12 protein-coding genes are annotated in these 13,823 nt (G+C 54.8%); 6 read left to right on the forward strand and 6 right to left on the reverse strand.

Going from position 1 to position 13,823, the window contains the following annotated elements; translation table 11 throughout:
• Positions 1 to 21 precede the first annotated feature (21 nt).
• The 5 genes from AB4Y89_RS10675 to AB4Y89_RS10695 form a co-directional block, all read right to left on the reverse strand.
• Positions 22 to 1,308 (reverse strand): glycosyltransferase family 4 protein, encoded by a 1,287-nt coding sequence (locus tag AB4Y89_RS10675; RefSeq protein ID WP_442300910.1) that lies wholly within the window; start codon positions 1,306 to 1,308, stop codon positions 22 to 24.
• Positions 1,305 to 2,843 (reverse strand): sugar transferase, encoded by a 1,539-nt coding sequence (locus tag AB4Y89_RS10680; RefSeq protein ID WP_442300911.1) that lies wholly within the window; start codon positions 2,841 to 2,843, stop codon positions 1,305 to 1,307. The genes AB4Y89_RS10675 and AB4Y89_RS10680 overlap by 4 nt, the downstream gene beginning before the upstream one ends.
• Positions 2,844 to 2,939: 96 nt before the next feature.
• Entirely contained in the window at positions 2,940 to 3,587 is a 648-nt protein-coding gene (locus AB4Y89_RS10685; RefSeq protein ID WP_442300912.1) for a polysaccharide biosynthesis/export family protein, read from the reverse strand.
• 35 nt (positions 3,588 to 3,622) lie between these two features.
• Positions 3,623 to 4,285 (reverse strand): hypothetical protein, encoded by a 663-nt coding sequence (locus tag AB4Y89_RS10690; RefSeq protein ID WP_442300913.1) that lies wholly within the window; start codon positions 4,283 to 4,285, stop codon positions 3,623 to 3,625.
• 14 nt (positions 4,286 to 4,299) lie between these two features.
• Positions 4,300 to 5,886, reverse strand: a complete 1,587-nt coding sequence (locus AB4Y89_RS10695; RefSeq protein WP_442300914.1) for a GumC family protein — start codon at positions 5,884 to 5,886, stop codon at positions 4,300 to 4,302.
• 597 nt (positions 5,887 to 6,483) lie between these two features.
• Here AB4Y89_RS10695 and AB4Y89_RS10700 point away from each other — a divergent pair.
• From AB4Y89_RS10700 to AB4Y89_RS10725, 6 genes are all read left to right on the forward strand, one after another.
• Positions 6,484 to 7,935, forward strand: coding sequence for a hypothetical protein (locus AB4Y89_RS10700; protein WP_442300915.1), 1,452 nt, complete (start codon positions 6,484 to 6,486; stop codon positions 7,933 to 7,935).
• Positions 7,936 to 8,887: 952 nt separating this feature from the next.
• Positions 8,888 to 10,093 carry a hypothetical protein gene (locus AB4Y89_RS10705; protein ID WP_442300916.1) on the forward strand — a complete coding sequence of 402 codons (1,206 nt, stop codon included), beginning with the start codon at positions 8,888 to 8,890 and terminating at the stop codon, positions 10,091 to 10,093.
• 67 nt (positions 10,094 to 10,160) lie between these two features.
• A complete protein-coding gene (locus AB4Y89_RS10710) occupies positions 10,161 to 10,649 on the forward strand; it encodes a RidA family protein (protein WP_442300917.1) in 489 nt (162 codons plus the stop codon).
• A 114-nt stretch (positions 10,650 to 10,763) separates the two neighbouring features.
• On the forward strand, positions 10,764 to 11,204 hold the full coding sequence (locus AB4Y89_RS10715) for an anthrone oxygenase family protein (RefSeq protein ID WP_442300918.1): 441 nt from the start codon (positions 10,764 to 10,766) through the stop codon (positions 11,202 to 11,204).
• 37 nt (positions 11,205 to 11,241) lie between these two features.
• On the forward strand, positions 11,242 to 11,592 hold the full coding sequence (locus tag AB4Y89_RS10720; RefSeq protein ID WP_442300919.1) for a winged helix-turn-helix transcriptional regulator: 351 nt from the start codon (positions 11,242 to 11,244) through the stop codon (positions 11,590 to 11,592).
• Positions 11,593 to 11,837: 245 nt separating this feature from the next.
• Positions 11,838 to 12,668, forward strand: coding sequence for a 3-keto-disaccharide hydrolase (locus tag AB4Y89_RS10725; protein WP_442300920.1), 831 nt, complete (start codon positions 11,838 to 11,840; stop codon positions 12,666 to 12,668).
• Between the two features lie 73 nt (positions 12,669 to 12,741).
• Here AB4Y89_RS10725 and AB4Y89_RS10730 read toward each other — a convergent pair whose 3' ends face one another.
• A complete protein-coding gene (locus AB4Y89_RS10730; protein ID WP_442300921.1) occupies positions 12,742 to 13,812 on the reverse strand; it encodes a VWA domain-containing protein in 1,071 nt (356 codons plus the stop codon).
• Between the last annotated feature and the right edge of the window lie 11 nt (positions 13,813 to 13,823).

The raw sequence follows: 13,823 nt of genomic DNA on the forward strand, positions 1-13,823 counted from the left end.
CCCTTGTTCCCCGAAATGTGACTACTCGAGGAACTTCGTTTTGAAGTCGTGTTCTGTACTGCTTTTCGCGTTCACCTGGCAGCGGACAAGAGAACCGAGCTCATGCGGGTTAGGTGTATGCCGCTGCCGTGTTGTTGTTGGGACTACGCGTTCATAGAGTTTCTTCAGCTCCGCCCGAAATCTCTCCGAAGAGAATCGCGGGCAGGTCTCAAGCCGTGCTGTCATGGCCGCAGCGTCGAGCAGAACGCGGTTCTGCGATAACTGAAGCAGTCTGCCTGCGAGGCCGGCTGTGTCTCCTGGCTCAACAAGCCACCCAGTTCGCGCGTCCTCAACGATCTCCGGAATTCCTCCTGTGCGTGTCGTAAGCACAGGCGTACCGCTGGACATCGCTTCTATGAGGACCAGGCCAAAAGGTTCGTCCAAGGAGTTCAATACAAGCAGGTCGGCTGCTCGCAGGAGTGCCGACGTATTACGGATTTCACCAATGAGGTGCACCCGGCCCTTGAGCTCCGGTGTGGCTGCAACATGGCGAAGCGTCTCAAAGTACTCCTGCTCATGATCGAAGACGACCTTTCCCGCGATGACGAGATGCATCGTCGGCGCCAGTTGACGTATGCCCTGGAAGGCTCGGACGAGCTCCACCAGCCCCTTGCGCGCGCAGATCTGTCCTACAGCGCAAACCAGAAATGCATTGTCGGGAACTCCGATTGTCGACCGAAAATCACGATCGCCGTAGGCTTTCAGCGGGAACTGGGCGAGATCGGTTCCGTTATAGATGGTGTTCACTTTCCCGCCGAAGGGAAACAGGCCACGGAAGGCTTTGGCTACAGCATCAGAGACGGTGACGATTTGCGTGCGGCGTGAAAGAAAGGCGAGGAAGCGGATTGCGCTGCTGAAAGGATGTCGCGGGAGCGTGTCATGTACGTGCCAGATTGACGGACGCGACATACCTGCAGTCGCCAGGGAAACAACGATGCCTGCACGCAATGTGTTCGCATGAACAATGTCGGGTTTGAGATAGGCGACCGTCCGGCGAACGGCAACTACGGCCTGGCTTATTGTCCGGGCGGCTTGCCATAGCTGGCTCAGTCGCCATCCGAAGCGGGCCCGTACCTGTGGGATTTCGACGCATGGAACGTCTTCTGCCGTTACCGCCCTGGTAAGGCGACCATCCGCTGGGCATGCAACGAAGGGTTCGTAGTATCTGCGGTCAAGTCCTTTGATCATGTCCAGAAGGACTCTCTCCGCGCCGCTCACCTGGCCTGTGTGGTTGATATAGAGGACTCGCATGCGTCCGAAGGAGTTCATGCGGCCCCCGTCTCACGCAGGACGACAGGCACAGTCCGGGCGAGGATCTTCAGGTCGAGCTCAAGTGACCAGTTGTCGATATATTGCAGGTCGAGTTCGATCCAGCGATCGAAGCTCACATTACTGCGTCCGCCAATCTGCCACAGGCATGTGAGTCCGGGTTTGACGCTGAAACGGCGCATCAGCCATGCCTCAGAAAACAGACCTACGTCGCGCAGGTTCAGAGGACGTGGACCGACGAAGGACATCTCTCCCTTGAGGATGTTGATGAGCTGCGGTATCTCGTCGATGGAGGTCCTGCGGAGAAAGGCTCCTACCTTCGTTACGCGAGGATCTTTGAAGATCTTGAACACCGGGCCGCTATTCTCGTTGAGATGTTCGAGCGATGCTTGGGCAGCCTCAGCATTGACGACCATCGTGCGGAACTTATAGATCCGGAAGATGCGGCGTCCAAGGCCATAGCGCTGCTGCAGGAAGAACACGGGACCAGGGCTGGTGCTCTTGATGAGAATGGCTACGATAAGGAACACCGGCGCGCAGAGGATCAAGCCAAAGAGTGCGCCGGCAATGTCGATCCCTCTTTTAATGCGATGACGGTAGTCGTCCTCAACCATCTTGAGAATTACCTTGCGGTCGTCGTGGCGTTCCCGATAGCAGCGGCCTCGGCGCGAAGCATCGAAGAAGAGGTCATCGCGATACTGCACCTGGACACCCACTCGCTCGCAGACCGAGATCGTGTGTTCGATGGCGGCATAATCCGATTTCGCCGGCAGAGCGACGATGACCTCGTCAACGACCTGCTTCAGCAGGATGTCTTCAAGATCTCCAATCTTTCCGAGACAGTCGGCCGGCGTTTTCGACTGATATACGATGCCGTCCACACGGCCCAGGATCTTGTAGTCCCATTTCGGGTGTGCTTTGAGCTCCTCAGCGATCCGGCCGGCGCGCGCACGCTTGCCGACGATCACGGCATATCTGCTCTTCCGGAAACGAGGTTGCACATAACGGCGAAAGAGCCCGATTGCGATTCTCGACAACATGACGCCGGTGCCGGCGATGACCCAGAAGAGCAGTGCTTCTCTTACAAAGTGGCCATGGTGCCAGATCGTGGAGATCGTCCTTCCTGCGATCAGTGAAGAGAGGAAGGTTGCCAGGACGACTCTGCCTGGAAGGCCCTTTATCGACCGCACATGCCGCCAGGTATAAAGTCCGCAGTAGGAGAAGATGGTGTGCCACAGGATCAGACATACTGCCAGTACGGCAAAATGTCCGATAGAAATCCGCATGGACAGAAAATCAAGGACGTTGCTGGAGATCCCAGGCCGTCCGCCTCCAGCCCACAGAGCCAGATAGATAAGAGCCGCACTCATGCACGTAAGGTCGCCTATGCGGCCCGCAGGTCCGGCTATGGCTCTCGCAACTGACGGTTGTAGGCGAAGTGCAGACTCTGTCGGCATAGGCGCAATGAGCGGCGTGCTGAGCGACTCAAAGCGGGTTGCCGAGCGATCGTCGAACTGCGAATTCTTCTGCTGCACCGCAAACCTCCATCGATGAAACGAAAAAGAGCGTACGAATCCTGACGGCTGTGCGAGGCAGGGCGCAGCTAGCCGTTACCGTTCAGGAAGAGATGCCTATGGCATCTGAGTCGGGTTGAAAAATATGCCGAGGTTGCTCGCCTTCATGAAGCGGGCGAGGTGTTCCATTTTGTTCCGGGTCACCAGCAACATATCTCCTGGCTGTAACTCGGTATCTTTTTCCAACTCGGCCTTGGTTTTCACATTGTGCAGGTTGAGCTTGCGCACTTCAGCGTCATCGGCGTTGATCTTCCGAAAGAGAATGACCTGCGTGTCGCGCGCAGAGTCTTTGAAGCCGCCTGCCAGCATAACCGCCTGCAGTGCTGTTGTATCGTCTCGCAACTCGAACTTCCCGGGATGTTCCACCTCACCGGCAATGACCACGTATGGGTGCTCGAACTCCTGCAGCGTGATTGTCAGTTCCGGATTGTTGAGCCGGGCAGAGGCCTTCTGCACAATTTGATTGTGGGCATCATCAATGGAGAGTCCTGCGACCTTGATGTTGCCGACGATGTTCAGATTGACGCAGCCATCGGGCTGCACCTTGATTGTCTGATTGAATTCCGGGGTATAGCGATAGTTGAGGACGATGACGTCGCCAACATGCAGGGTATACACAGGCCGATGGTGCAGTTGCTGGTCAGCACCCAGCAAACGATGGCTTGGCGCCACCAGGAGAATGGCCAGCGTAATGGCCAACTTCACTGCATTCCATTGTCTTCCGGAAACTTGCTTACCTTCTATGCACTGGGGGATAACCATCGGGGCACCTCGCTAGTTTGCTTGTTGAGGATGTAACCAAGGACGGTTCCACCGGCAGCGGTGATCGCCTGCTCGGCCTGGCGTGGCTGATGTCGGAGTGTTCGGTTGGCCTCCGCCACCAGAATGACGCCATCGACGAATGGGGCAATGCTGAACAGGTCTCCGGATTGATCCAGGGAAGGGCAGTCGATGATCGTGTAGTCAAATTCAGAGCGCAGGAGCTCGATACAGTCGCGCCGGTAGCGCCAACTGCAATCCCATGGACTACGCCGTTCCGACAGCACGAGCGGCCGGGGACTACCTGCCGCATCATCTCCATAGTCTTCCTTAGGGTGATTTCCCGATCTTGCAACCGAGTTGCGGATGGCTTCGACAGTTGGCTCATGCAGCTTGCGTAAGAAGCTCAAATTGATTCCGGCTACCGACGAAAGGTCAGAGCTGGAGAGTTCCTGGAGCAAAGCCCGGGCTACGTAGGTGACACCTCCGCCGGTGTTACTTGAGCAAAGGGCGATAACCACTCCGGAATCCTGCTCTCGCGGCTTCTGCAGGATGGTGTAGAGGAGTGTTTGATATACCGAGCGTGAGACATCTGCCGATGCTGCCCATTCTGCCGTCTCCGGATGATCGAGAATTATCTTCATATCAGGTACCCTTCTTAGCGATATCGAACTAGACTTGCCCTCTGTATCTTTTGTGGTTCCGCGTTGGCAGTAAGTCCAATCAAGACCGGACCAAAGTCCGGAAGCCGTTCTTTCTTTCTCTTGCGGTCCTTATCCAGCGGCACTGTTGCCAGGACTGGATAGCGCGCGTATTTGTCCAACTCGTACGAGTTGGCAATGGTTTCTCTTCCCATCTCGGCGAGGAATACCAGGAAGCTGGCGAGGAAGATTGCAGTGAGACCACCCAGGATCGAGTCCACGACTGGCTTTGGACGAAATGGCATCGCAGAGTAGGTCGGATTTTGTTGTATTGCAACGTTGAGCAGGCGGTTTTCGTTCATGGAGTCCGCCATCTGTGCTTCATCGTGCTTTTGCGTATAAAGCTGATAGTTATTGGTCAGGTCGGCAACCTTCTGGCGTAGCGTCGTGTATTCGACCGTAGAGTCTTCAGCGTGAGAGAGATTCCTGCGGAGCTCGCTAACCTGTTGGGACAGTGCATCGCGTTTGGCCTGTAAGGCCTTACGATTCGTCTGGTTCAGGATGATGGAGCCAGTCATGGACTGCCAGACCGGGTTTACGTCCGTCGAGCTCTCCTGCGAGGTCATCTGTTGCGCATTCTTCAGGGCAGATTTGGTGTTCGAGATTTTCGTTTCAATCTCCTGCACAATGCGGTCCTGCGGGGTGAACTTCGTCAGCAACGAGGTGCGCTCATTCTGCAACTCGGCAAGCAAGGTATTCAATCGTTCCACGGAGTAGTCATTGGGAATGGTGCGCTGCTGCGTCGTCTGCCGCGGAGCGATGCCGGACAGTTGATGTGTGTCGCTCGCGATGCGCTGTGTCATCTCTCCGATTTGAGCGTCCAGGCTTCTCACTTCAGTCTGGGCGTCATTGATCTGGCGATCGATATTCTGCTCTGTCTCGGGCAGCGATACGATATTGTGCTGCTGTTGATACTGCGCCAGCTCCAGCTGCGCTTTGTCGAGATCGGTTTTGTAGTGTGCGGCTTCGTTGGCGAAGAATTGGGAGGTTCCCGGCGGCTGTGCAATCTCACGATGTTTCGCAAGGAAGGCATTCAACAACCGGTTGAGTGCGTCGGCGGCTTCCTTGGGGTCGGATGCGACGTATGTTGCGTGAATCACATTCGATTTACGCACGAGGTCGACATTGAGCCCCTTTTCGAATTTGTCGATTGCCTTGTCATGGGCTTTCTGCTCGGCCTGCGACATGCTTCCGATTGGCCGGTTCTTCCATTCGGGATCGACCACACTACTGGCCAGGCTTCGGCTTTGGAGTAGTTGGATCTCGGAGTTGATCCGTTCTTCCGTGACTCCGTTGATCTCGATCGTGCCATTGACGCGGCTGGGGGTGATCTGTTGATCGGCTCGTGTGTTCTGTACGAGAATGTCCATCTCTGAGCGATACTGACGCGGCCGGAGAGTGGTATACGCCACAGAGAGAGAGAACACGACGAAGACGACAAGAAGCCATAATCGGCGATGCCGAAAGACGGCTTCGAGGATATGGCGCGACGAGAAACTTTCTTGCTGTGTCGCGAGTGCTGCGTTACCTGGAAGGCTGTGCATGATTACAAATCACCTCTGCGCAATAGAAGTACCTTTCGATCACGTGGTGCTTACGCTTGCACGCGGACCCAGGAGTTGGACAATGCCGCGCGCACGCCGATCAGACGTGCGGATTGCAAATCGAACGAACTGCTCTTACAAGAATTGTCCGAACGTAACTAATTGCACATCGGAGGAATATCTATTTCTGGGTCATGGGATCGTGCCAAGAAGACCGGCACAAAATCACGGCCAAAACACGTACGGCGTTTCGACTCAAGAATGCATCGAACCGAAATGTACAAACTACCAACGTGTAATGTCGGATTCCGAACATTTCTGATTCTCGCGAGAATATCGACCCGATAGGGAAATATTTGGATAAGTGCTGGGAAATATTTGGATCTGAGTTAGGAAATATTTGGACCAGGTTGGCTTTACATAGAGTTTGTTTGGGTATTTCCGATAGTTTTATGTTTTCCAAGCCAATATTGGAATTGTTTCCGGGTAGTATGAAGACACCGAGCACGTCAATTTCAATCAAGCAGACGACGCCACTGTGAGCGTTCGTTCTCCGCTTTGTGCGCGTTAGCGGTGGTGTCTCTGAAGGGTGGTAGTTTGGGTTTTCTTTCGTTTGGGAGGATTCTGGCCGCAAGCCAGCAGTCTCTAGTTATCTCTGAGCCATCGGATACGACCTGCAAGACGATTATTCGGAAACCGGTCTCACGACGCACCAATCAATTCAACAAGTGGACGCTGCGCACATCGTTCGCGTGCGCCGTTGTCCTTTACCTGGGATGCGGCTCTGCAAAACAGGCATTGGCGGCTGGCGGGCAGGCAACGACAGACGCAGTGACATTGTCCCAAGTGCAGGCCTCTCCCGCCGATACGTTTGTCGACTCCATGGGCGTAGTCACACACATAACCTATGGGAACACGCCTTATTACACCAACTGGCCTCAGACGCTGAAGCTCCTCCAGGATCTTGGTATCCGTCACATCCGTGATGGATATTTCGATTCGAGCTGGACGCCGTTTGCCACAAAGCACCAGCAATTGGCGCAATCGGGAATCCGTACGAACTATGTGATTCCTTACGATCCCTCGATCACATCCCAGAGTATCCAGAAGCTTGCAGCTGTCAGCAATGACATGGAGCTTCTCGAAATTCCAAATGAGTGTGACCTCGCGGGAAGCTGCGGCGATTCTTTGGATTCAAGCATGGCGAGTATGGCCGCCTTCTCGCCAGTTGTGAAGGCAGCGGGTACGGCGATGAATATCCCCGTGCTTGGACCGGCCTTTGCCGCGTACGAAACGTATGGACAAGTGGGGAATCTCACTTCTGTTATGGACTATAACAACCTGCACGTATACTTCGGCGGCCGTAACCCTGGCGCGGAAGGATGGGGTAGCCCGGATGCACAGGGGAACGCTTACGGAACATTCAGGTTCTGGCTCGATCAGGCAAATCTCGATGGGCCAGGACTGCCTTCGCAGATAACAGAGACGGGTTACATGACCTTCCCCGGTAATCCGACTCCCTACACCGTTCCTCTAGATGTCGAAGAGTCTTACATCCCGCGGACGTATGCCCTTGCTTATCTCCACGGCATTGGCCGGACGTATGTGTACGAGCTTCTCGATGAGATCAACTCCCCTGGCTTCGGACTAGTCGACGGCAACATGAATCCGCGGCCGGCATACTACGCGATTCGGAGCCTGATCGGAACTCTCGCTGATCCGGGCCCGAGCTTTACCCCTGGAACGTTGCCCTATGCCGTCACTGGAGGAGATTCCTCACTGCGCAAATTGCTCTTCCAAAAACGAGACGGCAGCTTCTGGCTGCTCCTCTGGTCAGAGCAGAGCAGCTATGACTCCGTGCATACCGTGTATACGCCCGTGACTCCGCAGCAGGTAACGCTCTCTCTGGGAGGAACCTACTACACTCCTAGTGTCGGCACGTTCGATACAACCGGCAATCTGAACTGGACCAACACGGATACAGCAAGCCAGACAGTGCCGTTCACGATCTCAGACCAAATCACGATTGTGAAGATACTTCCGCGGTAAGGTCTTCCTCGTTAAATATCTCTGATGGATCAGAGTTCCCATGAGGAACGCTCCGCAGAGGTTACTGGATGAATGCTTTGAATTTCGAGAGGGGGGGCAACCCCCTCTCTTCTTTTTTGTCTTGCGCTTTCGGCGTCTGCAGGTGGGCAGGAGAAGAGCAAGTCTCCCGTTCAGTTCCATAACTCCGCGCTCTGGAAGCTAATCTTTCTGTCGGATCAGGTCGGCGCCGACAAAAGCGGACATATCGAAAGACGATTTCAATGCTCAGACAAAGCAGGCCTCCGAGAACCTGAAGACGATTCTTGCCGAGATCGAGGCTTTTGCGGTCAGTAGTTCCCAAGGTCCCGACAGATTTGTTAGTGCCATTCTTCAAATACCAGGTTCAATGTCGCCTTCCCGACTTTTAGATAAGTGTGTATCTCTCGCTCCCGGTAAGGATCGATTTCTCGAAAATTTACGGGCAGTTATGGAAGAAGGCGCTTTCGTGTACGGTTGGCGCGAAGTCTGGACCCTCTGGACCAAAATGGGTCTGGAAGCCGTTTTGTGTGGCATCCCGAAACTTGCGTTGGAATGGTTCCCGCTTAGGATGAAAACACCGAGCACGTAAATTTCAATCGTAAGTCGACGCCGCCGCTGTTGTGCGAGCTCTTTGCCCGCTTCTGCACGTTGGCGGCGGTGTGTCTGAAGGATGGTTTGTTTGAGTTTTCTTTTGTTTGGGAGGATGCTGGCAGCGGGTCAGTCGTCATCATTTAGTTCGAAGCCCGTGGATGTAACCTGCAAGAAGGTTTTTCGAAAGCTGGCCTTACGACACTGCAAACCATCCAGAAGACAAACACTACAAGCGTTGTTCCTAAGCGCCTGTGCTGTTTCTTTGGGATGCGGTTCTGCGAAAGAGGTGCTGGCGGCCGGGGGGCAGCAATATACAACCTCAAATTCAGTAACCCTGCCTCAGGTGCAGGCTTCATCCGCCGATGCGTTTGTTGACTCGATGGGTGTGGTCACGCACATGACCTACGACAACACGCCGTACTATACCAACTGGGCGAAGGTGCTGACGTATCTGCAGCGTCTTGGTATCCGCCACGTCCGCGATGGATACTTCAATCCCAACTGGGGTGCGCCGCTCACCACGCGGCATCAGCAGTTGGCACAGTCTGGGATCCGCACGAACTATGTGGTGCCGTACGATCCCGCAATCACATCACAGACCATTCAGAAACTTTCGGCTGTGGACAAAGACATGGAGCTTCTTGAAGCTCCCAATGAGTGTGATGTCGCAGGGAATTGCGGTGCCTCTGTAAGCGCAAGCATGGCCAATATGATTGCGTTTACTCCGGCAGTACGTTCAGCAGGAACGGCGCTGAAGATACCTGTGCTGGGGCCGTCGTTCGCTGGATACGAAACCTATGGGGCGGTTGGCAATATCAGTTCTCTGATGACTCATAACAATCTGCACGTCTACTTCGGTGGGCGTAACCCAGGCAGCGCCGGATGGGGTGGCCCGGACGCGCAGGGAAATGCTTATGGATCCTTCCCGTTCTGGCTGGATCAGGCGAATCTCGACGCGCCCGGACTGCCTTCGCTGGTCAGCGAGACAGGATACTTAAGCTTCCCCGGCAATCCAACACCGTATACGATCCCAACGGATGTAGAGGAGTCTTACATTCCACGGACGTATGCTCTCTCATTTCTTGACGGCGTCAGCCGGACGTATGTGTATGAACTTCTCGAAGAGGTCAATTCGCCTGGCTACGGACTGATTGACGGCAATATGAATCCTCGGCCGGCGTACTACGCAATCCAAAACCTGATTGCGAATCTCTCCGATCCGGGACCGAGCTTTACTCCAGGTACCTTGCCCTATGCCATTACTGGAGGAGATGCGAACGTACGTAAGCTACTGCTCCAGAAGCATGATGGAAGCTTCTGGCTGCTCCTCTGGTCGGAACAGAGCAGCTATGATCCGGTGAACTGCTTGTATCTGGTAGTGACCCCGCAGCAGGTGACTCTCTCTCTGGGTGGAACTTACTACACCCCCAATATCGGTACGTTCGATACGACGGGAAATCTGAATTGGAGCAGCACCCGCACGACAAATCAGACAGTGCCGCTCACGATCTCAGACCAAATCACGATTGTGAAGATCCTTCCGCGGTAAGGTCTTCCTCGTTATGATCTCTGATGAATGAGAGTTCCTTTGAGGAACGCTCCGCGGAGGTTACTGCATGAATGCTGTGAATTTCCTGAGGGGGGCAACCCCCTCTCTTCTTTTTTGTCTGATGCTTTCGGCCTCTGCCTCCGGGCAAGCGAAGATCAACTCTCCCGTCCAGTTCCACAACTCTCCGGCGCTGGCGCCATCGCCTGGTTACAGTCAGTCAGCAGTTGTCACGAGCGGGAAGCTCATCTTTCTTTCGGGACAGGTCGGCGCCGATAAAAGCGGCCATATCGCGAAAGATGATTTCAATGCACAGGCAAAGCAGGCCTTTGAGAATCTGAAGACGATTCTTGCCGAAAATGGAGCAACACCGGCCAATCTGGTGAAGCTTAACTATTACGTGGTTGGGCTGAATACCGATCGTCTGAAGTCGTTGCGGACCATTCGGGATCAGTACATCGACGTTCAACACCCGCCTGTGAGTACGCTTGCCGGGGTGAAAGATCTCTTTCGCGAAGAGTGTCTGATTGAGATTGAAGCTGTCGCGGTGATTCCCTGAAGCTATCGCTCATTCAGGTTTTAGGGTAGTGACAGATTTGTCAGTAGGACTCTCCGAATCGGAGCGGCATGCGCCAGCGTCTCTACTGCAGCAAGATCAGTAGCCGGAGGCGTCATGGAGATACTTACCATCATCTGCATTGGACTTATGACGGGCGTGGAGTTATGCGTCGCTGTCTTTATTAACCCCATTTTCGCCAAGCTTCCCAATGACGCGAGAAACATTGCGACCTCGCTGGGCGCGAAGCAGTTGGGCAGAGCTATGCCATTCTGGTATGCGAGTTGTCTGCTTCTGTTGATTGCGGAAGGTATCGCCCACCGGCATTCACCGCAGGTGCATTTGATTTGGGCGGCAAGCCTGATCTGGATGGTGGTGATCGTCCTGACGATTGTCTTTCTCGTGCCGATCAATAATCGGATCGCATCTACAGCTCCGTCCGCGTTTACGGAAAAGCTACGTCAGGAGCATGATCGGTGGAATCTGCTCCACAGATGGCGAGTTGTTGCTCTGGTGGTTGCCATGGCTCTCTTTCTCCTCGGGACTGGCGTAGCATGATTGCAGTCAGTCATCAATAAAGTCGCGGTGGGATCGGATGGCGGTATCGAAGAAAGAAGCCGGTGAATGCCCTGTAGATGCCATGATGCGTGTGCTCGACGGGCGCTGGAAGGGAACGATTCTCTGGTGTCTGCAGGACGGTCCAAAACGAACAAGTGAACTCAAGCGAGCTGTTCCGGAGATCACCGAGCGTGTCCTGATTCGTCAATTGCAGGAACTTGTCAGCGATGGCATTCTGCAACGAGCCGAAAGCGATGAAAGCGCGACCCGCGTGTACTATTCCTTTTCCGAGTACGGGAAGACTCTGATTCCGATCGTGCAGATGATGTGTGAGTGGGGACGTAAGCATCTGGTGCGAGAAGCTAGTCCGGGCTGCGAGATGAGCTGAGGTCCGGCATCCCGTTTCGAATGATGACGAGATCGTTAGTGGTCAGACCTTGCGTTTCTCGTTACGGAGTGCCTTGCATTTTCTCTGTTCCTGCTCTCGCCAGTTGTGTTTGTGTCGCGATAGGATGCCAGCGGTCCCTGAAAACTCTCCTTTAGAAGGAAGGAAACTGTATGGCTCCTATGCCGTATCGGCCGTCTCGCTCTCTTCGCTCACATGTCATTTGTTTCTTGTGCTTTTCTTCACTCGTGTGTGCTTCAGCAGGCCTGCTGGCGCAGGCGCCTGCCACGGGGGATACGGCGCAGCCGGTACGACGTCCCCAGATCGGGCCCGATGGTAAACCGTTGCCGGGGATGCCAAGGTTTCATGAGCCTGATCCGTATGACATCAATGAGCACACAGGCTTCAAAGAGATCTTCGACGGCAAGACGTTCAACGGATGGGATGCCGATTCAACGATCTGGCGCGTGGAAGACGGCGTGATGATCGGTGAAACCCTTGAAGGGAAGCCGCGCGGGAACAACTACATCGTTTATCGCGGAGATACGACGAAAGACTTCGATCTGAAGTTGCAGATCAAGGTGGAGAAGGGCGGCGGTGGCGGCATTCAGTATCGCAGCCAGACCGGAGTCCCGTGGACGCGTGCACAGCCAACGGGTTTGCCTCCCTATGATCTGCGCTACATGATGACGGGGCCGCAGGCCGACTTCTGGTTTCCGGTAAGACCGCAGGCATTTATCTATACCGGCCAGTGGTACTCGGAGAATACGATGCAGGGCATCCTGGCATGGCGTGGGCAGGTGACGCAGACGATTCCAGGAAAACCGAATCGTCTGGTCGCAGACATCGGTGACCGGCAGGCACTTGGTGGTTATGTGAAGATCAACGATTGGAACGACTATGAGGTGATAGCGCGCGGTGGTGTGATGATGCACATCATCAATGGCCACCTGATGGCGATCTATATCGATGACGATCCTAAGTCAGTTAACAATCAGGCTGGTCTGATCGGATTTGAGATCGAGAGCCAGCCGTGCAAGATCTCGGTCAAGAATATCTGGCTGCGCAAGCTGGACTGATCAGGAAATACAAAAGAGCCGGGGAGAGGATCCCCGGCTCTTGTCATTTTATGGCTAGAGCATTTTCCCTGCTCTACTGTGGCGGTGGCACGCCCGGCCATTCGCGTCCTGGAGGAGCGATCGGTGCAACCTGCGAGGTCTGCTGAAGCCGATAACCTTCGCGGGTGCGAATCTTGTATTTCTGCATGCTCTTGTCGGCCAGCTTTACGGTTATGGTGCGCCAGCCCTGGTTGGGATTGGGTGCAGGGTAATAGCTGAGTGAGTAGAGGTGCGCCAGATCTTCGCGGATGGACTCAAAGGCCATCTTCTCGTCCTTCCAGCTCTTGGAGAAGTAAGCCTTACCCCCGGTCGCCTTGCTGATGCGTTCGAAGACAGTCGTCGAGGCCTCATCGTTGAGAGCTTCGCGGGTGCTGATCATGTAGATGATGGTGCCGGTCGATTGCGCCAGTTCGGCCACGTCTTCCGGGGGAACCATGCTGGCGTTGTCCGGACCGTTGGAGAAGACGACGATGGCTTTGCGGCCATGCAGCGGAGCGGCGTCTTTCAAGGTAAGCAGAAGGCTGTTGTAGAGAGCTTCATCGTCGCCGGCGACGGTGTTGCGGACGCCGCGGATCACGGCGCTACGATCAGCGGTGAGAGGAGTGATCTTCGAGAGATTGCGGCTATACGAATAGAAGGCCACCTTGCTGACGCCTTCGAGTGAACGGATGAAATCAGCGATAGCGTCCTGCGCGAAGACGAAGCCGCGGTACATGTAGTTGCTGCTGTCAAACAGAATGAAGACGCTGGCCCCGGCAGTTTGAGGGCCGCCGGTTGCGGATGGAAGAGCCGGGTCACCGGGCGCGGGAATGGATTGTGGCGCCGTTGTGGGCATTGGAATGCCTGTATCGTCGGCCGCGCGCGTGAGGGTGGTGACACCTTCTTCAAAGCCGGCGAGCCTTTCGGGGATCTTATCCTCGGTAACGACGAAATCATCCGGTTTCAGACCGCCGATGTAATTGCCCTTGCCATCTGTAACGGCGACACTCAACTGTACGAGTACGACGTTGACGCGAATACGCGAGTTATCCTCCTGCGCACGCAGGCCGCCTTGCAATAGCACTAACAGACCCAATGACGTTCCAGTCAACAAATTTCTAAACATACTCAGTGTCC

The organism is Terriglobus sp. 2YAB30_2, from assembly GCF_052114765.1.
Classification (GTDB): domain Bacteria; phylum Acidobacteriota; class Terriglobia; order Terriglobales; family Acidobacteriaceae; genus Terriglobus.

Coding starts and splice junctions, on each gene's coding strand:
- AB4Y89_RS10675 (WP_442300910.1), bottom strand. CDS start 1,308: ATGAACTCCTTCGGACGCATGCGAGTCCTCTATATCAACCACACAGGC.
- AB4Y89_RS10690 (WP_442300913.1), bottom strand. CDS start 4,285: ATGAAGATAATTCTCGATCATCCGGAGACGGCAGAATGGGCAGCATCG.
- AB4Y89_RS10695 (WP_442300914.1), bottom strand. CDS start 5,886: ATGCACAGCCTTCCAGGTAACGCAGCACTCGCGACACAGCAAGAAAGT.
- AB4Y89_RS10710 (WP_442300917.1), top strand. CDS start 10,161: ATGAATGCTGTGAATTTCCTGAGGGGGGCAACCCCCTCTCTTCTTTTT.
- AB4Y89_RS10715 (WP_442300918.1), top strand. CDS start 10,764: ATGGAGATACTTACCATCATCTGCATTGGACTTATGACGGGCGTGGAG.
- AB4Y89_RS10720 (WP_442300919.1), top strand. CDS start 11,242: ATGGCGGTATCGAAGAAAGAAGCCGGTGAATGCCCTGTAGATGCCATG.
- AB4Y89_RS10730 (WP_442300921.1), bottom strand. CDS start 13,812: ATGTTTAGAAATTTGTTGACTGGAACGTCATTGGGTCTGTTAGTGCTA.